Raw genomic sequence first — 23,540 nt, forward strand, 5'->3', positions numbered from 1 at the left:
AATTTGACTTAGTTTTTCTTCGGAACACTTAGGCCGTATTTAACAGCAATCACTTCCGTCAGAATCGATATTGCGATTTCTGGTGGAGTGAGGGCGCCAATAGACAGACCAACATGGCCGTGCAACTTTTCTACTTGCTCTTGGTTAACATCAAACTCTAGTAAGCGCTCTTTGCGTTTCTGGGTATTTTTGCGGCTTCCTAGTGCGCCAACATAGAAGACTGGTGATTTCAGTGCCTCCATTAAAGCCATGTCATCAAGCTTGGGATCGTGCGTCAAGGCAACTACAGCGGTGTGAGCATCTACGCCAATCTCGAGCAAGACATCATCTGGCATGCCCTTAACAAACGTAATATCTTCGCGATGCAGCCCTTCCGCATACTCTTCGCGGGGATCGATGACGATTACTTCAACATCAGAGGCCAGCGCAAAATCAGCTGTGTATCAGGAAAGTTGTCCAGCACCAATGATGATCATGCGCCAGCGTGGACCATAAGTAGTTTGCATTTCTTGCTCGGTGCAAATAAATTCATCGCTACGTTCACCAAAGTTAAGGGTGGATTTGCCATTAGATAGATTGACGGAGCGACGCGTCATTTGATGCGCAGAAATATTCTCTAGCAGCTTTTCAAGAACGGGTAATTCAGGTTTGGGTTCCACTAAGAGTCGAAGTGTGCCGCCGCAAGACAAGCCAAAATGTGCGGCCTCTTGTTGGATTACACCATACACAACCATCTCAGGGGTGCTGCGCGTCAGGATTGCAGATTGCACCCGACGAATGAGGTCATCCTCAACGCAGCCGCCCGATACCGAGCCGGCAACTTGTCCATCAGATCTAATCGCAAGCCATGAACCAACAGGGCGTTGGGCTGACCCCCAAGTCTGAGCCACGGTCGCAATCGCTACGGGTTGGCCAGACTTGAGCCATTCAACTGCGGATTTGAGGACGCTTACATCGGTGCTATTCATGCCGTATTTTCTTTTGCTAATACTTTTGCCAATAATTAATTATTATCACTCTAATGACTAATGTAGGTGAATCCCTCAAAAACCCAAAATTGCGCTTAGCCATCCTATTGCTGGCTGCGGGTGAGGGTAGTCGTTTGGGTTGTCATCCAAAAGCTCTACTAATGGTGGAGATACCTTATTAAAGCGTTTCTTTCATTCAATACAGGCCTTAAGCCCTGTGGAGACTTTGATGGTCACCGGATTTTACTCTGAAAAAATTGATGCGGAAATCAATTTACTAAGGTCGGTTATGGCAGCCCCAATAGCCTTGCTCAAAAACCCCCATCCAGAACTTGGTCAGTTTTCCTCTGTCAGGCTCGGTCTTGAATCACTGCGATCTGACTATGACGTTTTGATAATTGCTTTATGCGATCAACTCAATATTGGTAGAGTAGAGCTTGAATCTTTGTTAGAAAAATTTACTCAATTAACTAAAGAAGAAAACGCAAAGCAAGAGATCGTATTGCCGATTGTCAAAGGACAAAGAGGCAATCCAGGGTTATGTTCCAAAAAGGTGCTTGAGCAAATTTTGGAGATTCCCGGAGTGGCCTGCAGGTCTTATATGGACAAGCATCCAGAGCTGGTAAACGCAGTTGTTACCGAAAATGAGGCTTATGTATTGGATGTCGATACACAGGCCGACATCCAAAAATTGGGGCTTGATCCGATCGAATCGGTTTAAAAGAATAAATTAAATCTCAGCGATTAATTCAATTTCAACACAGGCGCCCAGAGGAATTTGCGCAACGCCAAAAGCGCTACGAGCATGTTTACCAGCGTCACCAAATACTTCAAAGAGTAATTCGGAGCAGCCATTTACAACCAAGTGTTGTTCGGTGTAGTTTTCAGTAGAGTTGACTAGGCCCATAACCTTAACAATGTGTTTTACTTTGTCTAAAGAACCAAGGTGATTTTGTAAAGTCGCAATCAAATCGATTGCGATAGAGCGTGCGGCGGCCCTACCGGTTTCGCTATCCATGTCTTTGCCTAGCTTTCCAACCCAAGGCTTGCCATCGCGTTTAGCAATGTGACCAGAAAGAAAAACAGTATTGCCTGTAGTTGCTGCCATCACATAAGCGGCGGCCGGAGGTCCTGGGGGTGGCAAATCAATTCCAAGGGTTTTAAGGCGTTCGCTAATGTTTATAGTCATGTTGAATATAGAAAAATGTAAGAAAAAAGGGGGATGAAAACAATCCTGAATGGCTAGATCTTACTTGGAAAGTTGGTGCATCGCACTCTCAAGGCCATTTGAAGTTACGGGATATATGTGGTCTTTCATGAGGTTTTTCATAATGTCGATCGATTGACGGTATTGCCAAATGGACTCAGGCTCAGGATTGAGCCATGCAAAGTGGGGGAAGTGATCAATTAAGCGATTAATCCAAACTGCGCCAGCTTCTTTATTGTTGTACTCCACAGAGCCATTGGGACTCAAGATTTCATAGGGGGACATCGTGGCATCGCCTACAAAAATTAGTTTGTAGTATGGCCTATACTTGTGAATGATGTCTTGAGTTGGCGTAACTTGATCGCGTCTGCGACGATTACTTTTCCAGAGATTTTCATAAACGCAGTTATGAAAATAGTAGTGTTCTAGATGTTTAAATTCGGCTTTTGCCGCCGAAAACAATTCAGCAATCCGCTGAATATGATCATCCATGGATCCACCGAAATCCATGAGGAGCAATACCTTCACCTGATTATGGCGTTCAGGGCGGATCTTGATATCCCGCATCCCTGCATTGGCAGCAGTTGAATGAATAGTCTTGTCCATATCCAGCTCCAAAGTGGAACCTTCGCGCGCAAAGCGACGCAAACGTCGTAATGCCACTTTAATGTTGCGAGTGCCTAAAGCTAAATCGCTGCCATAGTCTTTGAATAATTCTCGAGCTTCCCAAAATTTTATGGCGGTGTGATTGCCAGCACTGTCGCCGCCAATGCGGATACCCTCGGGGTGATAGCCGCTATGTCCAAATGGTGAGGAACCGCCGGCGCCTATCAATTGATTACCGCCACCATGCCACTCTTTTTGCTCTTTTAAAAGTTCTTCAAGGCGATTTTTGAGAGCGTCCGGACCGCCGAGTTTTTGAATCGCTGCTTTTTCTTCTTCAGTTAATACGCGTTGCAGTTTTTTCTCAAGCCAGTCCATTGGTATATCTGGCGAGAGCGCGATGATTTGCTCAACCCAATTGAAGTAGCTGCCAAATACTTGATCAAAACGATCAAAATGCTGCTCATCTTTTACCAAGGCCATGCGGGCAAGTTGATAAAACCCATCGATAGATGGGTTGATAACGCCTGCCTTCAGAGCCTCTAGAAGTGTTAAAAACTCTCGCACTGAGACAGGCACTTTGCCTCCTTCAGATTAAGAAAGAATTAAATCAGCATGGCTGAGTGAGGTAAATGAAACTTGCCTTAACGATGATTGCGATTCATCATCACTAGGCGCTCAAATAAATGAATATCTTGTGCATTCTTCAGCAAGGCGACATGTAATGGCGGCACCACGATCTTTTCGTCTTGACTGTACAACGCCTCTGGCGGGCTATCCTCAGCCAATAAGAGTTTTGGCCAGTCTATTAATTCAGATGTAGAGGGCTTCTTTTTCAGTCCTGGCAAAGAGCGTATTTGGTAAAAGGCTTTGAGGGCTGCATCGAGAAGATCTTGTTTAATGTTGGGGTGGTGAACATCTACGATGCTTTGCATGGTGCCCGCATCTGGGCAAGTGATGTAATGAAAAAATCCGCGACGTAAGAAAGCGTCTGGTAACACTTTTTCATTATTCGAGGTGATGATGACAAGAGGGCGGTGCTGTGCTTTAATTAATTCGCGGGTCTCATATCCCTAAAACTCCATGCGATCAATTTCGCGTAGCAAGTCGTTCGGAAACTCAATATCAGCCTTATCAATTTCATCAATCAATAGAACTGTTGGCTCATCCGCTTCGAAGGCTTGCCAAAGTACGTCTTTCACAATGTAGTTGCGGATATCTTTTACTTTTTCATCGCCGAGCTGCGAATCACGCAAGCGACTAACGGCATCGTATTCATAGAGGCCTTGTTGGGCCTTTGTGGTGGATTTAATATGCCATTGCAAGAGCGGCATCTTCAGGGCGGCTGCCACTTCTTCGGCCAGCATCGTCTTCCCGGTTCCTGGATCGCCTTTAATTAAAAGTGGACGCTGCAGAGCGATGGCGGCATTTACAGCCAATTTCAGGTCGTCGGTGGCTACGTAGCTTTGGCTGCCAGAAAAGCGGTTTTTGGCAGGCGAGGTGGTTTTGTTCATGGCTTAGCTAAAGATAGTGCTGAGTCTAACGTTGTAGTATAGATAAAGGAGGCGAATTTTTCAGTGTTTCTACTGATTTTGCTATCCAGAATGGCGGGGAAGGGCATCTGTCCGCTATACTCTTCCAAAATTGATCTAAATCAAACCCATTAAATAATGATTGCCATGAAAAAACTCTCAATTCTTCCTCATGTAGCCGTAACTACAGCTTTGGCTTTTGCTGGTTCTGTTGCTCAGGGTGATGAAGTTAAAGGTAACGCCGCGGCTGGTAATGCAAAGGTTTGGCTCTGTATTGGCTGCCACTCCATTCCTGGCTATCGCGCTGATTACCCAATGACCTACAAGGTGCCAATGTTGGGCGGCCAAAATGCCGCTTACATTTCTAGCGCATTAGCTGCCTATAAAAATGGTGAAAGAAAACACCCAACGATGCGTTCTATTGCTGCCAGCCTCTCTGATCAAGATATGGCGGACCTCGGCGAGTACTATGCCGCACAAACCGCTAGCTCACCTAACAACCCATTGAAGTGATTCATTGATAAAGAGACATAGAGATACTTTTATGAAATTCGCACTAATTACTGCAGTTTTGTTCTCAAGCATTGGTTTGGTTCATTTAGCTAATGCTGCTAGCGTTGATAAAGGCCAAGCACTTGTAGAGAAAGCCAACTGTGCCTCCTGTCATGGTGCCTGGCTTAATGCTCCAATCTTGCCGGCTTATCCTAAGTTGGCTGGTCAGTATTCCGATTATGTGTACTATGCCCTTAAGGCCTACAAAGTTGGCAATGGCAATGCTCTATACGGTCGCAATAATGCGGTCATGGGTTCCCAAGTTCAAAATTTCAGCGGCGCTGATTTACAAGACATCGCCGCTTATATCGCATCGTTGCCAGGAAACTTTGTGATTAAAAAGTAATCTTCAAAGTAAATATTAGTAGCTGATGCTACTAACACTAAAGGCTTAGAATACTCTTCTAAGCATTTATTTTTTATAGCTATTATTTTTAGCGAAGCGTCTCAATCCCTCTGGCCAAATGCTTACGCATTGCCAGTTCAGCAGCCATTTCATCCCTTTTCAGTATTTCCTTCAGAATATCCCGGTGCTCAACCAGGGGGGCTTGAAGTCTTCCTGTGCTAGTTAATGAGTCACGGCGATGTAGCTTTAGAACTTTTCGTAGGTCAGCAATCACGCCATTCATCCAGCGATTTCCGGCTATTTCTTGAATTAATTCATGGAATTTGCCATTGATCTCAAAAAACTGCTCAATATCACGATCGGCGGCCGCTTTTTCTAGCCTATGGTGCAAATGGTCTAGTAGATTGAGTTCTGCCTCGGTAGCTTTTGTTGCTGTTTCTTTGGCTGCCTGACCCTCGAGCAGGGATAGGATAGTAAAGATCTGCTCAAGATCCTTTCTTACAACCTCTGTAACGTAGGCTCCTCGACGCATTTTGATTGTGACCAGGCCTTCAGAGGCCAAAACTTTGATGGCTTCACGCATTGGAGTGCGACTAATGCCGAATTGATCCGCTAATGATTGCTCGTCCAGCCAGCTTCCCGGGGCAAGTTGTTTGCTAAATATTTGCTCTCGAAGCCTGTCGGCAACGTCTTCATAAAGAGGTCTATTATTCAGTTTTGTATCCATAATTATGAATGATGTAGACAAATGAAAAATTGTCAAGCAGAATGTAGTGATATTTCGATGCAATGCAACAAAAATCAACCAGGAGTTTTTGTGAGTTCTAAAGAAAAAAATCATGGCCTTCATTTCCGGAATCTAGCTTAGATATATGGAAAAAATCAGCACAGCAATCAGCGCCTAATGGCGATGTGGATTCCTTGGGCTCGAAAACACCAGATGAAATTCACCTAAAAGCGCTATATACGTCATCGGATGTTGATGGTCTGAATTACACCGATACATTGCCTGGCTTTGAGCCGTTTGTGCGCTGACCTCAAGCGACGATGTATTCAGTTCGTCCATGGACTATTCGTCAGTACGCTGGTTTTTCTACAGCAGAAGAATCCAATGCTTTTTATCGCACGGCCTTAGATGCTGGTGGTCAAGGTGTTGCAGTGGCTTTTGACTTGGCAACGCATCGTGGTTACGACTCGGATCATCCGCGTGTAACAGGTGATGTTGGTAAAGCCGGTGTTGCAATTGATTCTGTTGAAGATATGAAATTTTGTTTGATGGCATTCCATTAGACAAGGTGTCTGTATCAATGACTATGAACGGCGCTGTGTTACCTGTACTTGCTGAATATATTGTTGCTGGTGAAGAGCAAGGCGTTAAGCAGAAGTGGTTATCTGGAACGATTCAGAACGATATTCTGAAAGCGTTCATGGTGCGTAACACCTATATCTATCCGCCAGAACCCTCAATGCGCATTATTGGCGACATTATTGAATACACCGCCAAACATATGCCTAAGTTCAACTCGATTTCGGGTTATCATATGCAACAGGCTGGAGCCAATCAAGTATTGGAATTGGTTTTTACTTTGGCTGATGGCAAAGAATATGTCAAAACTGCGCTTGCTAAAGGGTTTGGATGTAGATGGATTTGCTGGCCGTCTATCTTTCTTCTTTGCCATTGGTATGAACTTCTATCTTGAAGTTGCCAAATTGTGTGCTGCCCGTTTGTTGTGGTGGCGCATTATGAAGTCCTTTGAGCAAAAGAATCCAAAGTCATTGAGGTTGCGCACCCATTGCCAAACATCAGGATGGTCCTTAACCGAACAAGATCCATATAACAACGTAGTAAGAACTACTGTTGAAGCGATGGCGGCCGTGTTTGGTGGCCACAGTCGTTGCATACCAACTCATTGTATGAGGCGATTGCACTTCCTTCTGAGTTCTCGAGCCGTATTGCCCGTAATACCCAGCTCATTTTGCAAGAAGGAATCCATATTCCAAGCGTCATTGATCCATGGGCCGGTTCTTACATGATGGAGAACCTCACTCAAGAGATGGCCGATAAAGCCTGGGAAATAATCCAAGAAGTTGAAGCCATGGGTGGTATGACAAAGGCCGTTGAAAGTGGTTGGGCTAATCTCAAGATTGAAGCGGCAGCCGCGGAGAAGCAAGCCAAGATTGATTCCGGATCCGATGTGATTGTTGGTGTTAATAAATACAAACTCGGTAAAGAAGATCTGGTTGATGTATTAATGATCGATAATGACAAGGTTCGTGAAGGCCAGGTTGCGCGATTGAAAGACATCAAAGCAAAGCGTGACACGCAAAAAGTACAGGCTGCATTAGAGGCTTTGACTAAAGCCGCCGAAGATAACCCTGGAAACTTATTAGAGTTGTCGGTAAACGCCATTCGTTTGCGCGCAACTGTAGGCGAAGTTTCTGATGCATTAGAGAAAGTTTACTCGCGCCATCGCGCCGATACTCAAAAGGTGACCGGTGTGTATGCAGCTACCTATGACTCAGCCGAAGGCTGGGCGAAACTCCAGACAGAAATCGCTGATTTTGCAAAAGACTTCGGTCGTCGCCCACGTGTGATGATTGCCAAGCTTGGCCAAGACGGTCATGACCGTGGCGCAAAAGTCGTTGCTACGGCCTATGCTGATTTAGGATTTGACGTAGATATTGGACCTTTATTCCACACTCCTGAAGAATGCGCGCGCCAAGCAATTGAGAATGATATTCATGCTCTGGGCGTTTTCACTTTGGCGGCTGGCCATAAGACTTTGGTGCCGGCCATCATTGCCGAATTGAAAAAGCAGGGTGCTGACTTTTCGTGGGTGGCGTGATTCCAAGACAGGATTACGAATTCCTCTATGAGGCGGGCGTAAAAGGGATCTACGGACCTGGTATGCCGATTCCGGCTTCAGCCAAGGATGTGCTAGAGCAAATTCGCAAGTCTGTTAAACCAGCTTAATACGGATCATAGGCATGATCGAAGCTGCTGACCAGGCTCTTGTGAATGATCTTACTGGTGCGCCATCGCTTAAACAGCGCCGCGCACTGGCGAAGATTATTACCTTGCTTGAATCAACCCGCTTGGATCATCGTCATCGCGCTGATGACGTGCTTAATTCTCTATTGCCAAAAACCGGCAAATCATTCCGCCTGGGTATTGCTGGTATTCCAGGGGTTGGTAACTCGACCTTAATCGAGTCTTTTGGTCTTTACCTAATCGAAAAAGGGCATCGCGTTGCTGTGCTAGCAATTGATCCTTCTTCAAGCTTATCTGGTGGCTCCAGTTTGGGTGATAAGACGCGCATGGAGCGCTTATCTGTACTTGAAAACGCCTTTATGCGCCTAAGCCCATCTTCATGCACCGTGAGCGGAGTGGCCGAGAAGACGCGCGAAGCCATGTTGGTTGCTGAAGCCGCAGGATTCGATGCGATCATCGTAGACACAGTGGGCGTAGGGCAACGTGAAATCGCGGTTGCTGGTATGACGGATATGTTCTTGTGATTGCAGCTACCTAATGCTGGCGATGATTTGCAGGCAATCAAAAAAGGCGTGATGGAAATTGCCGATCTGATCGTGATTAATAAAGTGGATATCGATCCAGACGCCGCAATGCGTGCCCAGTTGTTTATTACCAGCTCGCTACGTCTTTTGGGTTTTCAGGGTAATCTGATCATGCGTCGCATGATAAAGAGTTTTATCGCATCGATGCAGTGTTAAAAAACGCATTTCGTGGCAATGTGGCAGTGCAAGCGCTCTTACCCAGTTTGAGCCCGCAAGTAAACCAAGGAACTATCGCAGCTTCAGTAGCCGAAAGGCGCGTATTGGAGTCCATGGGACATGAATTTTTCTAAAGAGCAGGAAATGAAGGAAATCATTCAACAGCTTGAAGCCAAGCGTGAGTTGGCCCGATTGGGTGGTGGACAAAAGCGTATTCAAGCTCAACACGCAAAGGGCAAATTAACTGCCCGTGAGCGTATTGAACTCTTGCTTGATGCTGGCACATTCGAAGAATGGGATATGTTCGTTGAGCATCGTTGTCATGACTTTGGCATGGGCGATCAAACTGTTCCCGGCGATGGGGTTGTCACTGGTTATGGAATGATTAACGGACGACTCGTTTTTGTATTCTCACAAGACTTCACCGTATTGGGCGGCTCCTTATCTGAAGCGCATGGTGAAAAGATTTGCAAAATCATGGATCAAGCCCTCAAAGTAGGTGCTCCAGTTATTGGATTAAATGACTCAGGTGGTGCCAGCATTCAAGCAGGTGTTGCTTCGCTTGGTGGCTATGCGGAAATTTTCCAGCGTAACGTGACTGCTTCTGGCGTCATTCCACAAATTTCTTTGCTCATGGGTCCATCAGCTGGCGGCGCGGTTTACTCGCCAGCCCTGACAGACTTTATTTTCATGGTGAAAGACAGCTCTTACATGTTTGTAACAGGCCCAGAAGTGGTGAAAACCGTTACTCATGAAGATGTGACCGCTGAAGAGTTGGGTGGTGCAGTTACCCATTCAACAGTGTCTGGTGTTTGTGATTTGGCATTTGACAATGATGTTGATGCGATCATGATGTTGCGTCGTTTCTTTAATTACTTGCCACTCTCCAATCGTGAAAAACCACCCTTGATTAAAGGTGCCAATCGCACGGAAGAGCCTGATTTCTCATTGGATACATTAGCGCCATCTAACCCCAATCAACCTTATAACATGAAAGAGTTGATTGAAAAAATTGTCGACGATCGCGAATGCTTTGAGTTACAGCCTGATCGAATGTATGGTTTTGAGTCCGCTAGGCGCGGAACTACAACGTCGTATGTCTGTCAAACTAACACCAGATACCTCCAAATTGGTCGTGTCGCCAATGCCTGGTCTTTTAACGAAGATTGCCGTTAAGGTGGGTGAGGCTGTGACTGCTGGACAGAAGTTGGCGTCCATTGCGGCAATGAAGATGGAGAACACTTTATCCGCAATGCAAGATGGTGTAGTTGCTGAAATTTGTGCCAAAGAGGGTGATAGCTTGGCGGTTGAGCAACTGATTATTCGTTTTGAGTAAAAGGGTTAATGTCTATGAGCGCTAAGCCATTTAAGATTTTAGGTATTCAGCAAATTGCCATTGGTGGCAAAAACAAAGATCGACTTAAGAAATTATGGGTTGATATGTTGGGTTTTGAGTACAAGAGCACTTTTGTTTCTGAGCGTGAAAACGTAGATGAAGATATCTGCGCAATCGGTTCTGGTGCACATGAGATTGAAGTTGATCTCATGCAACCATTTGATATCGCAAAGAAACCGGCGGTTCACCAAATACCTTTAAACCACATAGGCCTATGGGTGGATGATTTGCCTAAGGCGGTTGAATGGCTTTCGGACAATGGTTTGCGTTTTGCCCCTGGCGGCATTCGTAAAGGCGCGGCAGGCTACGACATTACTTTTGTCCATCCTAATGGAAATGATGAATTTCCAATTAGTGGTGAAGGTGTCCTCATAGAGCTCGTTCAGGCTCCCCCAGAAGTTATCGCTGGATTGAGTTCATAATTTGGGCTATTACTAAGACAAATAGGGCTCAAATTGGCAAATATATTAGCCATAGACACCTCATCAGCCTGGTGCTCGGTGGCTTTATCTTTAGGTGATCAGGCGCCGCTGCTAAAGCATGAGGCTGTCTCAGCTGGTGCTATCCAATTGCTGCTGCCTCGGATTGCGTCGCTTTTAAGTGAGGCTCATCTGAATTTAAAAGATCTAGATGTAATCGCCATTGGGATTGGGCCAGGTGCATTTACTGGGGTGAGATTGGGTGTTGCGGTAGCGCAAGGATTAGCAATTTCTAAAAACATACCCGTAATTCCAGTGTGTAGTTTGGATGCGATAGCCGCCCAACTAACATCAGCCGACACATTTCGCAATCTCAATCTACAGCGATTCATGGTAGCTATTGATGCGCGGATGGAGGAGGTTTATTGGGCTTCCTATGAAATGTCGGAATATCCAATGCCAAAGCGTATAGGCAAGATTCATCTGACAAAGCCGGAGCAGTTAAATTTTGATGGCATACAACTTCTTGCGGGTAGCGCAATGAGTGCCTATGGCCAACATTTACCTGACTTTACTGGTGCACTTGAGTCAGAAATTTCGATATCGGCATTGGGGATTTTGAAATGTGCTCAGAATTTCATGCAGAAAGGTTTGCAATGCGATGTACGGGAGCTCGAGCCCTTGTATGTAAGGGATAAAGTGGCCTTTACCACTGCGGAACGTGAAGAAGCTAAAAAATAATGCCCACTAATTCATTATCGGTTAATGAGGTGGATGAGCTTTCGTTTATGCCAATGCAAGTTGTAGACCTGGATGAAGTGCTCGCAATTGAATCTGTCTCACATGTTCATCCCTGGACTAAAGGCAACTTCTCCGATTCGCTAGCTGCGGGACATTGGGCTTATTGCATTCGACCCCAAGTAGAGCAAGGGGTGCAGGGCATCTATCTTGATCCGGCTGTGCTTTGGGCTTACTGCATCTTATTCCCAGCGTTAGATGAGTTACATCTTTTGAATATTACAGTTTCACCTTACTTACGTCAGCTTGGGCTTGGAAAAAAAATGATGTTGGCGATTGAAGGTGTAGCTTTCCAGCAAAAAATGCCACGCATTATCTTGGAAGTTAGGCCAACGAATACCGCGGCTTTAGCGCTTTATCAGAAGTTGGGATATGAGCAAATTGGCGTACGCAAGAATTACTATCCGGCGAGTCCTGAGACGGGAAGTCGTGAAGATGCGCTGGTATTGGCTAAATCGATTAAGCTAGAGCCATGACCAATACGCATTCCACCTTCTTAAAAGAAATGGGCATTACCGAGTGGACTTCTCGTGATGCAATTCAGCCTACCCATGAGGTAACTGCTACGATGAGCCCGCAGGGAACCTCTCAAAAGGAGCAGTCTTCGCAAAAAGTAGCCCGTGGAATATGGTGGTTTTTTGGTAGCGAACCACAAGGTGATGCCAAAATCTTATTTCAAAATCTCATTCGAGTGCTCGGACTGTCTAAGAATGAATGGTCTTGGAAAAATGTCTCAGATAATTTGGGGCAGCTTTCGAGCCCTGAAACACCTATTGTTGCCTTTGCATTTGGTGTGTCGGTAGCGCAGAAAATTACCGGTGAAAGAGATCCGTTGGCACAATTGCGAGAAACAGTACTCGCATTAAATGCGGGTAACGAGGAGGAAATCCCAGTGATTGCCTCTTTTGAGTTAAATCATGTGCTGACGAAGCCAAAAGAGAAGGCTTTACTCTGGCAGGATTTATTAATGGCGCGATCGGTGTTGCAAAACATCTAAAGCAATTGGGCGAGCTAGTTTAGTGCTTGTGTTCGCCTATCAAATGCATAGAGTCATATTCCGCCTGATTTCTGGCGTGACGCTTAATAACGAGCCACATAATTAGACTTACAGTCACGCCAAATCCAATGATCACCGCTTGAATAGGAACATCTAGCCAAATTAGCAGTGAATAGATTAACAGCATCATCAAAACAGAAATGTTTTCATTAAAGTTTTGTACCGCAATCGAGTGACCAGCAGACATCAGAACATGGCCTCGGTGTTGTAAGAGCGCGTTCATGGGCACTACAAAATAGCCAGCTAGCCAACCAACCAAAATTAATAAGCAATATGCGGGCGGTAGGTTCAGCGAAACTTGTAGTTTGCCAATGGTCAAAATACTGGTATTTGGTAGTAGATCGGAGTTGTATATAGCCATGACACAAACTATCAGGCCCATAGCAATGCCGTATGGCAAGACATTCAAGGATTTGCGCAGAGGGATGCGCCAAGCGGCATAGACTGCGCCGCCAGCAACGCCCACCGCTGAAATGGCTTGCAGAATCGCCCCTTGGGATAGATTCATGTGCAGCGCAATTTGTGCCCACTTAATCACAATGAATTGCAGTGTGATACCAGCACCCCAGAACAAAGTGGTAACCGCCAGGGAAATTTGACCTAGGCGATCATTCCAAAGCGCTTTAAAGCAAATAACAAAGTCTTTTACCAGCTCGATGGGATTGGTTGTTTGGGAAACATAACGAGCGCCTGTATCAGGGATCTTTAAGTTAATGAGTGCGGCAACTACATAGATCATCATGATAATCAGAATGGCTGATTCCGCAGGCGTGTCGATGCCGATATCAAATGTCGGGAGATCTAACGCCAATAAACTTTGAGAAACGGTGCTGCTGATAAGGACGCCCCCCAATACAGTGCCTAGAATGATGGAGCAAACCGTTAGGCCTTCAACCCAGCCGTTGGCTGCAACAAGTTTTTCGGGGGGGAGTAGTTCGGTCAAAATGCCGTACTTTGCCGGTGAATAAGCGGCGGCGCCTAGGCCAACAATGGCATAAGACATTAATGGGTGACCGCCAAATAGCATTGCCACGCAGCCTATGAACTTAATCGTGTTCGTGATGAACATGACATTGCCTTTAGGCCTGGAATCAGCAAAGGCGCCAACAAAGGCGGCCAGCAGTACATAGGAAAGTACAAAGAATAATTTGAGCAAAGGAGTCATCCAGGCCGGAGCATGAAGCTGGGCCAGAAGGGCTATTGCCGCGATTAGGAGAGCATTATCAGCAAGCGAGGAAAAAAATTGCGCCGCCATAATGATGTAAAAGCTACGGTTCATTCGTACAATCTAGTCATTACTACAATTAAAACATGAAAGGAGAAGTGATTATGGGTGATTCAGCTAAGGGTCTGATTAATAGGCCAATTTTGGCATCCATTCATACGGCCGCCTTTCAGCATAATTTAGGTCGAGTCCGGGAGATGGCACCCAAATCCAAAATCTGGTCTGTGATCAAGGCCCGTGCCTATGGGCATGGCTTTGAGGCCGCCCTTAAGGGTTTGGCATCCACCGATGGTTTTGCTTTATTGGATATAGAGGATGCAGCATGGTTGCGTGAGCATGGATGGAAAGGTCGAATTTTGCTCTTGGAGGGTTTTTTTCATGAAAATGAATTAAGCCGGGCGGCAGAATTTGCTTGCGATTTAGTGGTCCATTGCGATGCTCAGGTGGACTGGTTGGAGGGTTTTAAATGGAAATACCATCAACCTTTTAATGTCTTTTTAAAGATGAACACCGGGATGAATCGTCTTGGGTTTAAACCCGAGGCATATCGCACTGCATTTCATCGCCTTCATGCTGCTGGTTATCACATGCATCACATGACCCATTTTTCAAACGCCGATCAAGTCGATCGATTGCCATCGGTTGCTAGTCAACAAGAATTATTTAACAAAACAATAGTCGGTTTAGAGGGCGTCACTTCATTGGCAAACTCGGCGGCCATTATGTGGCATCGAAATGCATTGGGTGATTGGGTGCGCCCAGGAATTATGCTGTATGGCGCCTCTCCAACCGGTCTTTATGCCGATATCCAGCATGCCAATCTTCAGGCGGTAATGCAGCTCGAAAGCGAAGTTATTGATGTTCAGGAGCTTGAAAAGGGTGATCGCATTGGTTACGGAGGGCGTTTTGAAGCGACAGGGCCTATGCGAGTAGGGATCGTCGCCTGTGGTTATGCCGATGGATATCCGCGTCATGCCAAGGACGGCACTCCTGTCTGGGTGGCCAACAACAAACAAGGTGTTATCTGCCCGCTGGTAGGTAGAGTTTCTATGAATATGTTGGCGATCGATTTGCGCAATGCGCCGGAGGCGGGCGTAGGTACTTCTGTGCAACTATGGGGTGACAAAGTGCCGGTTGATGATGTGGCAATGATGAGCGATACGATTGGCTATGAATTGCTATGTGCTATACGCCACGAGTACCTGTTGCTATTAAGTAATTGATAGCTGACAAGAGCAGCAAAGAGCTGCAAGTAAAAAATCCTCCGCTCTGGAGGATTGTTTATTAAATGTACATCAGTTTATTTATTCCAGAACTGCCACCAGCGACGTTCTTTTTTAACGCGTTGACCAGTAACCATCATCTCGCTATCCGGAAAGTTCAATTTAAATACGCGCGCAGAATCATTGCTTAACTGAACCATGTCTAACTTTTCATATGACTTAGTTAGGATATAGAGTGCTTCCTCAACAGCGGGAGCACGATCATAGTCGCGAATAACTAGTTGCGCGCGGTTTGCTGCGGCTAAATAGGCGCCGCGTTGATAGTAAAAGCGCGCTACGATGACATCCGCTTCTGCAAGCGAATTGACGATATAGCGCATACGGTCTAAGGAGTCTGACGCATACTTGCTATTAGGGAATCGCTCAACAACTACCTTGAAAGATTCAAAGGCTTCTTTAGCCGCTTTGGGATCGCGCTCACTTAAATCTTGACCGGTAAATTTACCCAACCAACCCAAGTCATCATTGAACGTAATGAGGCCCTTTAAGTAATAGGCATAGTCCAAGCTTGGACTACCTTGGTGTAATTTAATGAAGCGATCAATTGCTACCAATGCTTGAGTTTGTTCCTGGGCTTTCCAATAGCAATAGGCTGAATTAATTTGCGCCTGTTGAGAATAGGGGCTAAATGGAAAGCGCGCCTCTAACTTTTCAAAATATTTACCGCACTTAGCAAAGTCGGCATCATTCAGTTTGTCGGTGGCCTCTGAGTAGAGTTTTACTTCAGACAAAATGTCAGTGTCGTCTTTGGTGCCGTCACTACCAGCGCATCCACCTAAGAGCATTAATGCAATGATTATTGCCAAAAGCAAGGCAAATTGTGTGCCATTCAAAAAACGAGTCTTTTTTTTTGTGGAAGAATTCCCAGCAAGCCTTAAACTGGCGTCTGATATTACGTCGGACATAACTGAAAGGCTCTCTAAGCGTGGCATTGCCGCAAACTCCTGAATCGAATCCCATTGATTATATCGATGATGAGGATTTCATCTCCCTGGATATCCCCTTGGAGATGGCTGACGAACGCTTGGACAAGGTGCTAGCGGGCTCTTTGCCAGATTATTCGCGTAATCGTCTTAAGGCGTGGGTTGAAGCTGGGGCTGTAATAGTTGATGGAAAAGTCACAAAAGCCCGTTATTTGCTGCGCGGAGGGGAAAACATTAAGGTATTTCCTCAGGCAATGCCCGAACAATTTGCTTTTAGTTCTGAAGATATTCCATTGGATGTGGTTTATGAGGATGCCGATTTGATCGTTATTAATAAACCACCGGGCTTGGTGGTTCATCCGGCGGCAGGCAACTGGTCTGGAACCTTATTAAATGGGCTCTTATTTCGCTTTCCTGAGCTCAAAATGCTTCCGAGAGCCGGAATTGTGCATCGTCTAGATAAGGACACTTCGGGGTTGATGGTGGTGGCTAGAACATCTCACGCGCAAACCTTGTTAGTGCGCCAGCTTCAAGACAGAACCGTAGGTCGTCGCTATTTGGCTTTTGTTTGGGGTGATGCACCAAGTCAGGGCAAAGTTTTGGCTTCTGTTGGTCGAGATCAGCGTGACCGCCTAAAAATGACTGCAGGCAGCCCTCAAGGCAAGCCTGCTGCTACTTTATTTAGGCGGTTGACTAGAGGTCTGATTGGCGCATCTCCTGTTGCACTTCTTGAGTGCCGCCTGGAAACGGGGCGCACGCATCAAATTCGAGTGCATTTGGAATCCCTTGGCTTTCCCTTGATTGGAGATCCGGTGTATCGCAAGAAAACACCTGGCGCTGCCAAAAACTTGGAATTTCATCGTCAAGCTTTGCATGCCTATGCGTTAAGCCTTCAACACCCAAGCAAGAACGGGCTCATGACTTGGTTTCGCGTTCCCCCGCAGGATATATTGGATTTATTGCCCCAACTAGGAATGAGTGAAGAAGTGCTTCCTAATGAGGCGACGGTTCTAGCTTCTATGCAAAATGAATCGCAGACATGCACTTGATTAGACCAAATTGGCCATGCCCGCCATCCATAGGCTCATTAGTGAGTACGCGCGCAAATGGTGTGAGTAAAGCGCCATTTGATTCCCTGAATTTAGGGGATCATGTGGGAGATCAAATTGAAGATGTATTGGTCAACAGAGCCATCTTCACAAAGGCTTTGCCAGCGGAACCTTTATGGTTAAAGCAAACACACAGCACTATAGTGAGTACACCAGAAAGTCGCAGATTCACGCGGAATGTTCATATTGAGGCGGATGCCTCGGTAAGCAATATTCCTGGGGAGGTATTGGTCATCATGACGGCTGATTGTTTGCCTGTGCTATTCACCAATACACAAGGGACTGTTGTTGGCGCGGCCCATGCTGGCTGGAGGGGGCTTTGCTCCGGAGTTTTGGAGAACGCCATTGCTGAAATGCTCGCCATTTCTAACGAAACCTCCCCGGCGGAATTGATGTCTTGGTTTGGTCCCGCAATTGGGCCTCACTCATTTGAAGTTTGTGAAAATGTCGTTTGTGCTTTGAAAGAGGCGGACTTACCTTATTCGCCAGATGCATTTAAGCCGATACAACACAAGCCTAAAAAATTTATGGCTGATATATATCAGTTGGCAAAAGGGCGTCTTCAGGCTTGCGGACTACACTTAATATTTGGCGGTGAATATTGCACCGTGAGAGATCAAGGACAATTTTTTTCTTATCGTCGCGATGGGGAAACCGGAAGATTCGGTTCGGCTATCTGGATTTCAAAATAGTAGACGTATAAAAATATGAGGGTAATCACTAGATTGCCCTTAAGTCTAGGGTTATTGCGTATAACTCTATAGTGCTTAAGGGCGGAGAATGTCTCTAACTAAATGAAGGGAGTCTTATGTTTGCAGACATGAATACCGGTGCAACGCCATCCTTGGCGCCGCATCACATGGCGTTAATTCCGCCAGAGCGTTTATCTGAAATTCAAAAAGAATATTTCACGGAACTAGCCCACCTCGCGACCAATCCAGAGGCGATTGAGGTTAAAGATCGTCGCTTTTCTGGAAAGGCTTGGCACTCTTCATGGAGCAAAGTCATTGCTGCAACCTACTTGCTAAATTCCAAGCATTTAATGGCTTTGGCTAAGGCTGTTGAAACAGATGAAAGGTATAAGCAGAAAATTCTGTTTACAACTGAGCAGATAATTGACGCGCTATCGCCATCTAATTGCATCGCGACCAATCCAGAGGTTGTGGAAAGCATTATTAGCACTCAAGGCCAATCCATTCAAAAAGGGATTGTGAACTTACTGGGTGATATGAAAAAAGCAAGGTCTCGCAACCAGATGAATCCACCTTGGAGGTGGGAAAAAATATTGCAACCACGGAAGGTCATGTGGTATTGCGCAATGAGCTCTTTGAGTTAATTCAGTACACGCCACTAACAGAGCAAGTATTTGAGCGTCCTTATTTAAGGGTGCCGCCTTGCATCAATAAATATTACATTTTGGATTTGCAGCCAGACAATTCTGTAGTGCGCCATATGGTGAGCCAAGGTCATACCGTTTTCTTGGTATATTGGAAAAATCCCGACGCTTCTATGGCGCAAGTCAGCTGGGATGATTATGTTGGTAATGGTGTCATTAAAGCGATAGAAGTGGTTAAGGATATCGGTGACACTAAGCAAATTAATATTTTGGGATTTTGCGTGGGCGGCACATTAACAACCTCCGCGTTAGCTGTATTGGCGACAAGAGATAAGCATCCAGCCGCAAGTCTGACCTTATTCACCACGTTATTAGACTTCACCAATACTAGCATTCTTGATGTCTTCATAGATGAAGGCATGGTTGAAATGCGGGAGAACACCATTGGCGGCAAGGGTGGTAAGTACGGCATGATGTCTGGCTTGGATTTGGGAAATACTTTTTCTTTCCTGCGACCCAATGACCTTGTCTGGAATTACGTGGTCGAGAACTATCTCAAAGGTAATTCACCGCCTCCATTTGATTTGCTGTATTGGAACGGTGATTCCACTAATCTCCCTGGCGCGATGTATTGTTGGTACTTGCGCCATACCTATTTGCAAAATGATTTGGTTAAGTCGGGTAAAGTCAAAATTTGCGGCGAGAAGATCGATCTTGGCAAAATTAAGTGCCCAGCTTACTGTATGCTTCACAAAAGGATCACATCGTTCCTTGGCAATCCGCCTATGAGTCAACGCATATTCTTCAAAGCAAGAACCGTTTTGTGTTGGGTGCGTCTGGCCACATTGCAGGAGTTATGAATCCACCAGCAAAAAACAAACACTACTACTTTGAAAATAACAAGATTGCTCCAACGGCAGAGGAATGGTTGGAGGGTGCAAAGCAAATTCCGGGAAGTTGGTGGCCTGATTACACCAAGTGGCTAGAACAATTTGGTGGCGAGAAAAAGGCGGCAAGAATCACCTTTGGAAATTCCAAGTACAAAAAAAAATGGAAGCTGCTCCCGGCGTGTATGTCAAAGAAAAAGCAACACCTGAGCTCAATAAATAATTAACGAACGTTTTTAAAATGGGAAAGTAATGTCTCAAAAAGTCGCATATGTAACTGGGGGTATGGGTGGTATTGGTACCGCCATCTGTCAACGTCTTGCTAAAGATGGTTTTAAGGTGATTGCTGGCTGCGGTCCAAATTCACCACGTAAAGATCGCTGGATTGCTGAGCAAAAAGCGTTGGTATATGACTTTATCGCTTCCGAAGGCAACGTTTCCGATTGGGATCGTACGGTTGCCGCCTTTGATAAAGTGAAAGCTGAGGTCGGTCGTGTGGGTGTGTTGGTGAATAACGCTGGCATTACACGGGACAGTGTTTTCCGCAAAATGACTCCAGATGCTTGGAAAGCGGTTATTGATACCAATCTCAATTCTTTATTCAATGTAACAAAGCAAGTTATTGATGTCATGGTTGGTAATAATTGGGGTCGCATCATCAATATTTCATCAGTCAACTGACAAAAGGGTCAATTTGGTCAGGGCAACTACTCGACTACTAAAGCTGGTTTGCACGGTTTCACAATGGCTTTGGCTCAAGAGGTGGCAACCAAGGGTGTAACGGTAAATACGGTCTCTCCGGGCTATATCGGTACTAACATGGTGAAAGCGATTCGCGAGGATGTTCTCGAAAAGATTGTTGCAGGCATTCCGGTTAAACGTTTAGACACCCCAGAAGAGATTGCTTCTATTTGTTGTTGGATAGCGTCTGATGATGGTGGCTACGCTACGGGTGCGGATTTCTCATTGAATGGCGGCATCCATACTGGTTAATATTGCAATGCAGCAATTTAGCTGCATTTGCAGTGCGCAACACAGCGTATTTACCTTTAGATCAAACTAGAGATAAACTACGTTGATGTTGCGTTGCAGTAAAGAGTAAGGAAAAAATGGTTACCCGTACTAAACGAGCAGGTGAAGATCGGCTCATCAAGAAGTATCCAAATCGTCGTCTATACGATACACAGACAAGCACTTATGTCACGTTGTCTGATATTAAAAATCTCGTCATGGCGAATGAAGTATTCAAAGTGGTTGATGCTAAAACGGATGAGGATTTAACACGTAATATTTTGTTGCAAATTATTCTTGAAGAAGAGGCTGGTGGTGCGCCAGTATTTTCTTCGCAAATGCTTTCTCACATTATTCGTTTTTATGGAAACTCCATGCAAGGTTTGATGGGTAACTACCTTGAAAAGACCATGCAATCATTTGTGGATATTCATAACAAGCTGGGAGATCAAACTAAAGGTTTGGGCGCCGGCAGCACTCCTGAAGCCTGGTCGCAAATGATGAATTTGCAGAACCCCATCATGCAAGGTTTGATGGGTAACTACATGGAGCAAAGCAAGGACCTCTTCATCAAAATGCAGGAGCAACTGCAGGGTTCACAAAACATTTTTGGAAATTTCCCATTTACGCCTCAGCCTACTAAGACCGAAAAAGAATAGTTGTGGCTGGAAAAATTGGATTTGTATCCTTAGGATGCCCTAAGGCGCTAGTAGATTCTGAGCTAATTCTCACGCAACTCAGTGCCGAAGGGTATGAAACTGCCAACGATTATTCTGGCGCCGATCTTGTTGTAGTGAATACATGTGGTTTTATTGACTCCGCTGTTGAGGAAAGCCTTTCCGCAATCGGTGAGGCGCTAGCTGAAAATGGCCAGGTCATTGTGACTGGTTGTCTAGGCGCTAGAAAAAATGCTGACGGCTCTGATTTGATTCAGAGCATTCATCCTAAAGTCCTTGCTGTTACGGGGCCTCACGCTACCGATGAGGTGATGCAAGCAATTCATTTGCATCTACCTAAGCCACATGATCCTTTTACCGATTTGCTGCCTCCGGCTGGCGTCAAATTAACTCCGAAGCATTACGCATACCTCAAAATTAGTGAGGGCTGCAATCATCGTTGTACTTTTTGCATCATTCCCAATCTGCGCGGCGATTTAGTTTCAAGACCTATTTGCGAAGTTTTGCTTGAGGCTAAGCGTTTATTTGAATCAGGCGTCAAAGAGTTGCTCGTGGTATCGCAAGACACCAGCGCCTACGGCGTAGACATTCAATATCGCACTGGATTTTGGGATGGCAAGCCAATTAAAACCAAGATTTTTGATTTGGTGCACGCCTTAAATCAAATTGCTCGAGAGCATCAAGCATGGGTTAGGTTGCATTATGTTTACCCATATCCACACGTTGATGATGTTTTGCCGTTGATGGCGGAATTCTCTGAGCATGGTTATGGCGTTTTGCCTTATTTGGATATTCCATTGCAGCATGCTCATCCTGATGTTCTAAAACGAATGAAGCGTCCCGCTAGTGGCGAGAAGAATCTTGAGCGAATATTAGCCTGGAGAGAGGCGTGCCCTGAATTGGTTATTCGCAGCACCTTTATTGCGGGCTTCCCAGGCGAAACTGAAGAAGAGTTCGAATACTTGCTTAATTTCCTAGACGAGGCGCAAATTGATCGAGCTGGTTGTTTCGCCTATTCTCCTGTTGAAGGTGCTACTGCCAATCAGTTGGATAACCCAATTCCGGATGATGTTCTGGAGGATCGACGCGCTCGATTTATGGCAAAAGCCGAAGAAATCTCGATTAAACGAATTGCCAAAAAAATAGGCAAACGCGTCCAAATCATCATTGATCGAGTCGATGAATCAGGGGGAATTGGCAGAACAATTGGTGATGCCCCTGAAATTGATGGTCTGGCGAGGGTTTTGCCTCCCAGCAAACCCTCCAAGCGTTATCGCGTCGGGGAAATCATCAAGGCAACGGTGATTAGCTCCAAATGGCATGACCTAATAGCAGAAACTTGACGAATCGAATAAAACTGATCATTGGATTACTTTTTAGTACAAAGTTAGCCTAATAACTAGGCCTAGCAAAGAGGATTGATATGAGTCGTGATGTCGTTGTCTTAAGTGCAGTTCGTTCCGCAATTGGCGCCTTTCATGGTTCCCTGAGCAGATTTGAGCCTTCTGAGCTCGGCGGCCTTGTAATGAAGGAGGCGGTTGCACGCTCTGGTGTTGATCCAGCGTTAATTAATTAAGTCACTGTTAATACCATTCCAACAGATAGTCGCTATGGTGGTGTTGAAGTGATGTCACGCGGTATGTATGGTTCACCAGCAATGCGCAGCGGCGCACGTATGGGCGACACCAAAATGCTCGACTTGATGGTTTCTGTATTGGCTGATCCATTCGGCGTTGGTCATATGGGCGTCACAGCGGAAAACCTCGTTGCGAAATGGAAATTTACTCGCGAAGAGCAAGATGCTCCTGCGGTCGAATCCCATCGTCGCGCCGCTAATTCTATTAAAGAAGGTCGCTTTAAATCTCAAATCGTTCCAATCACTATCAAAACTCGCAATGGCGATGTGGTGTTTGATACTGATGAGCATTGCAAGCCTGACACTACGATGGAAACGCTTGCCAAAATGAAGGCAGTGTTCAAAAAAGAAGGTGGCTCCGTTACTGCTGGTAACGCCTCAGGCATTAACGATGGCGCTGCATTCTTTGTATTGGCTGATGCTGAAAGCGCCAAGAAGGCTGGGCATAAGCCGATCGCCCGTTTAGTGTCTTATGCGGTTGCTGGTGTACCGAACCACATCATGGGCGAAGGTCCAATTCCAGCAACTAAGCTCGCTCTTGAACGTGCCGGCCTCAAGCTAAATCAAATGGATGTCATTGAATCGAATGAAGCTTTTGCTGCTCAAGCATTGGCTGTTACTAAAGGCTTTGGTCTCGATCCAGCCAAGCCCAATGTAAATGGTGGCGCAATTGCATTAGGGCATCCAATTGGATGTTCTGGCGCTGCAATTGCAACGAAAGCGATTCATGAACGCCAACGCGTTCAGGGTAAATACGCTTTGGTAACGATGTGTATCGGCGGTGGTCAAGGTATTGCGACCATTTTTGAGCGCCTCTAATCGTATTGCGCTGATCCCTTAGGA

22 protein-coding genes and 7 pseudogenes are annotated in these 23,540 nt (G+C 45.7%); 21 read left to right on the plus strand and 8 right to left on the minus strand.

Annotated elements, in window-relative coordinates; all coding sequences use genetic code 11:
• Positions 1–8 precede the first annotated feature (8 nt).
• Positions 9–425: an XdhC family protein gene (locus tag DXE35_RS10345; RefSeq protein WP_269459900.1), complete on the minus strand. Its 417-nt coding sequence runs from the start codon at positions 423–425 to the stop codon at positions 9–11.
• Positions 426–443: 18 nt separating this feature from the next.
• On the minus strand, positions 444–968 hold the full coding sequence (locus tag DXE35_RS10350) for an XdhC family protein (protein ID WP_231970002.1): 525 nt from the start codon (positions 966–968) through the stop codon (positions 444–446).
• 139 nt (positions 969–1,107) lie between these two features.
• Between DXE35_RS10350 and DXE35_RS04290 the strand changes: the two genes are divergently transcribed.
• Complete coding sequence (locus DXE35_RS04290; protein ID WP_114689678.1) at positions 1,108–1,689, plus strand: nucleotidyltransferase family protein; 582 nt, start codon at positions 1,108–1,110, stop codon at positions 1,687–1,689.
• A gap of 9 nt (positions 1,690–1,698) precedes the next feature.
• Here the strand turns inward: DXE35_RS04290 and DXE35_RS04295 are convergent, their stop codons facing one another.
• The 3 genes and pseudogenes from DXE35_RS04295 to DXE35_RS04305 all read right to left on the minus strand — a co-directional run bounded on the left by DXE35_RS04295 (position 1,699) and on the right by DXE35_RS04305 (position 4,292).
• Positions 1,699–2,157 (minus strand): RidA family protein, encoded by a 459-nt coding sequence (locus DXE35_RS04295; RefSeq protein WP_114689679.1) that lies wholly within the window; start codon positions 2,155–2,157, stop codon positions 1,699–1,701.
• 60 nt (positions 2,158–2,217) lie between these two features.
• Positions 2,218–3,357, minus strand: coding sequence for a vWA domain-containing protein (locus tag DXE35_RS04300; protein ID WP_415069963.1), 1,140 nt, complete (start codon positions 3,355–3,357; stop codon positions 2,218–2,220).
• A 65-nt stretch (positions 3,358–3,422) separates the two neighbouring features.
• Positions 3,423–4,292, minus strand: a pseudogene (locus DXE35_RS04305) (AAA family ATPase).
• 165 nt (positions 4,293–4,457) lie between these two features.
• Between DXE35_RS04305 and DXE35_RS04310 the strand changes: the two are divergent.
• Positions 4,458–4,823, plus strand: coding sequence for a c-type cytochrome (locus DXE35_RS04310; RefSeq protein WP_114690373.1), 366 nt, complete (start codon positions 4,458–4,460; stop codon positions 4,821–4,823).
• A 31-nt stretch (positions 4,824–4,854) separates the two neighbouring features.
• Positions 4,855–5,208: a c-type cytochrome gene (locus DXE35_RS04315; protein ID WP_114689680.1), complete on the plus strand. Its 354-nt coding sequence runs from the start codon at positions 4,855–4,857 to the stop codon at positions 5,206–5,208.
• An 88-nt stretch (positions 5,209–5,296) separates the two neighbouring features.
• Here DXE35_RS04315 and DXE35_RS04320 read toward each other — a convergent pair whose 3' ends face one another.
• Complete coding sequence (locus tag DXE35_RS04320) at positions 5,297–5,935, minus strand: GntR family transcriptional regulator (protein ID WP_114690374.1); 639 nt, start codon at positions 5,933–5,935, stop codon at positions 5,297–5,299.
• A gap of 143 nt (positions 5,936–6,078) precedes the next feature.
• Here DXE35_RS04320 and scpA point away from each other — a divergent pair.
• The 8 genes and pseudogenes from scpA (at position 6,079) to DXE35_RS04360 (ending at position 12,550) form a co-directional block, all read left to right on the plus strand.
• Positions 6,079–8,182: pseudogene (gene scpA / locus DXE35_RS04325) on the plus strand (methylmalonyl-CoA mutase).
• Between the two features lie 14 nt (positions 8,183–8,196).
• Positions 8,197–9,074 (plus strand): annotated as a pseudogene (gene meaB, locus DXE35_RS04330) (methylmalonyl Co-A mutase-associated GTPase MeaB).
• Positions 9,075–9,084: 10 nt separating this feature from the next.
• Positions 9,085–9,990: pseudogene (locus DXE35_RS04335) on the plus strand (acyl-CoA carboxylase subunit beta); the annotation flags it as partial.
• Positions 9,991–10,084: 94 nt separating this feature from the next.
• Entirely contained in the window at positions 10,085–10,276 is a 192-nt protein-coding gene (locus DXE35_RS04340; protein ID WP_231970003.1) for a biotin/lipoyl-containing protein, read from the plus strand.
• A gap of 14 nt (positions 10,277–10,290) precedes the next feature.
• Positions 10,291–10,758 (plus strand): VOC family protein, encoded by a 468-nt coding sequence (locus DXE35_RS04345; RefSeq protein WP_114689681.1) that lies wholly within the window; start codon positions 10,291–10,293, stop codon positions 10,756–10,758.
• A 33-nt stretch (positions 10,759–10,791) separates the two neighbouring features.
• A complete protein-coding gene (tsaB, locus tag DXE35_RS04350) occupies positions 10,792–11,496 on the plus strand; it encodes a tRNA (adenosine(37)-N6)-threonylcarbamoyltransferase complex dimerization subunit type 1 TsaB (protein ID WP_231970004.1) in 705 nt (234 codons plus the stop codon).
• Positions 11,496–12,029, plus strand: a complete 534-nt coding sequence (locus DXE35_RS04355; RefSeq protein ID WP_114689683.1) for a GNAT family N-acetyltransferase — start codon at positions 11,496–11,498, stop codon at positions 12,027–12,029. Before tsaB ends, DXE35_RS04355 begins: the two co-directional genes overlap by 1 nt.
• Positions 12,026–12,550: a uracil-DNA glycosylase family protein gene (locus tag DXE35_RS04360; protein ID WP_114689684.1), complete on the plus strand. Its 525-nt coding sequence runs from the start codon at positions 12,026–12,028 to the stop codon at positions 12,548–12,550. The genes DXE35_RS04355 and DXE35_RS04360 overlap by 4 nt, the downstream gene beginning before the upstream one ends.
• Before the next feature lie 19 nt (positions 12,551–12,569).
• Here the strand turns inward: DXE35_RS04360 and lplT are convergent, their stop codons facing one another.
• A complete protein-coding gene (lplT, locus tag DXE35_RS04365; RefSeq protein WP_114689685.1) occupies positions 12,570–13,889 on the minus strand; it encodes a lysophospholipid transporter LplT in 1,320 nt (439 codons plus the stop codon).
• 74 nt (positions 13,890–13,963) lie between these two features.
• On the opposite strand from lplT, the gene alr reads away from it, so the two are divergent.
• Positions 13,964–15,058, plus strand: a complete 1,095-nt coding sequence (gene alr / locus DXE35_RS04370) for an alanine racemase (protein WP_162785016.1) — start codon at positions 13,964–13,966, stop codon at positions 15,056–15,058.
• A gap of 77 nt (positions 15,059–15,135) precedes the next feature.
• Here alr and DXE35_RS04375 read toward each other — a convergent pair whose 3' ends face one another.
• On the minus strand, positions 15,136–16,023 hold the full coding sequence (locus DXE35_RS04375) for an outer membrane protein assembly factor BamD (RefSeq protein ID WP_114689686.1): 888 nt from the start codon (positions 16,021–16,023) through the stop codon (positions 15,136–15,138).
• Between the two features lie 20 nt (positions 16,024–16,043).
• Between DXE35_RS04375 and DXE35_RS04380 the strand changes: the two genes are divergently transcribed.
• The 9 genes and pseudogenes from DXE35_RS04380 to DXE35_RS04410 all read left to right on the plus strand — a co-directional run bounded on the left by DXE35_RS04380 (position 16,044) and on the right by DXE35_RS04410 (position 23,516).
• Positions 16,044–17,090, plus strand: a complete 1,047-nt coding sequence (locus DXE35_RS04380; protein ID WP_197713967.1) for an RluA family pseudouridine synthase — start codon at positions 16,044–16,046, stop codon at positions 17,088–17,090.
• A 41-nt stretch (positions 17,091–17,131) separates the two neighbouring features.
• Complete coding sequence (gene pgeF / locus DXE35_RS04385; RefSeq protein ID WP_231970005.1) at positions 17,132–17,842, plus strand: peptidoglycan editing factor PgeF; 711 nt, start codon at positions 17,132–17,134, stop codon at positions 17,840–17,842.
• Between the two features lie 167 nt (positions 17,843–18,009).
• Positions 18,010–18,545 (plus strand): annotated as a pseudogene (locus DXE35_RS10355) (class I poly(R)-hydroxyalkanoic acid synthase); the annotation flags it as partial.
• A 57-nt stretch (positions 18,546–18,602) separates the two neighbouring features.
• Positions 18,603–19,346 carry an alpha/beta fold hydrolase gene (locus DXE35_RS10360; protein ID WP_231970150.1) on the plus strand — a complete coding sequence of 248 codons (744 nt, stop codon included), beginning with the start codon at positions 18,603–18,605 and terminating at the stop codon, positions 19,344–19,346.
• Positions 19,343–19,600, plus strand: a complete 258-nt coding sequence (locus tag DXE35_RS10365) for a hypothetical protein (protein WP_231970006.1) — start codon at positions 19,343–19,345, stop codon at positions 19,598–19,600. Before DXE35_RS10360 ends, DXE35_RS10365 begins: the two co-directional genes overlap by 4 nt.
• Positions 19,601–19,625: 25 nt before the next feature.
• Positions 19,626–20,366: pseudogene (gene phbB / locus DXE35_RS04395) on the plus strand (acetoacetyl-CoA reductase).
• A 116-nt stretch (positions 20,367–20,482) separates the two neighbouring features.
• Entirely contained in the window at positions 20,483–21,043 is a 561-nt protein-coding gene (gene phaR / locus DXE35_RS04400) for a polyhydroxyalkanoate synthesis repressor PhaR (RefSeq protein WP_114689688.1), read from the plus strand.
• A 2-nt stretch (positions 21,044–21,045) separates the two neighbouring features.
• Complete coding sequence (gene rimO, locus DXE35_RS04405) at positions 21,046–22,404, plus strand: 30S ribosomal protein S12 methylthiotransferase RimO (protein WP_114689689.1); 1,359 nt, start codon at positions 21,046–21,048, stop codon at positions 22,402–22,404.
• A gap of 80 nt (positions 22,405–22,484) precedes the next feature.
• Positions 22,485–23,516 (plus strand): annotated as a pseudogene (locus tag DXE35_RS04410) (acetyl-CoA C-acyltransferase).
• Positions 23,517–23,540 lie beyond the last annotated feature (24 nt).

The organism is Polynucleobacter necessarius (assembly GCF_900095215.1).
GTDB lineage: Bacteria > Pseudomonadota > Gammaproteobacteria > Burkholderiales > Burkholderiaceae > Polynucleobacter > Polynucleobacter necessarius_H.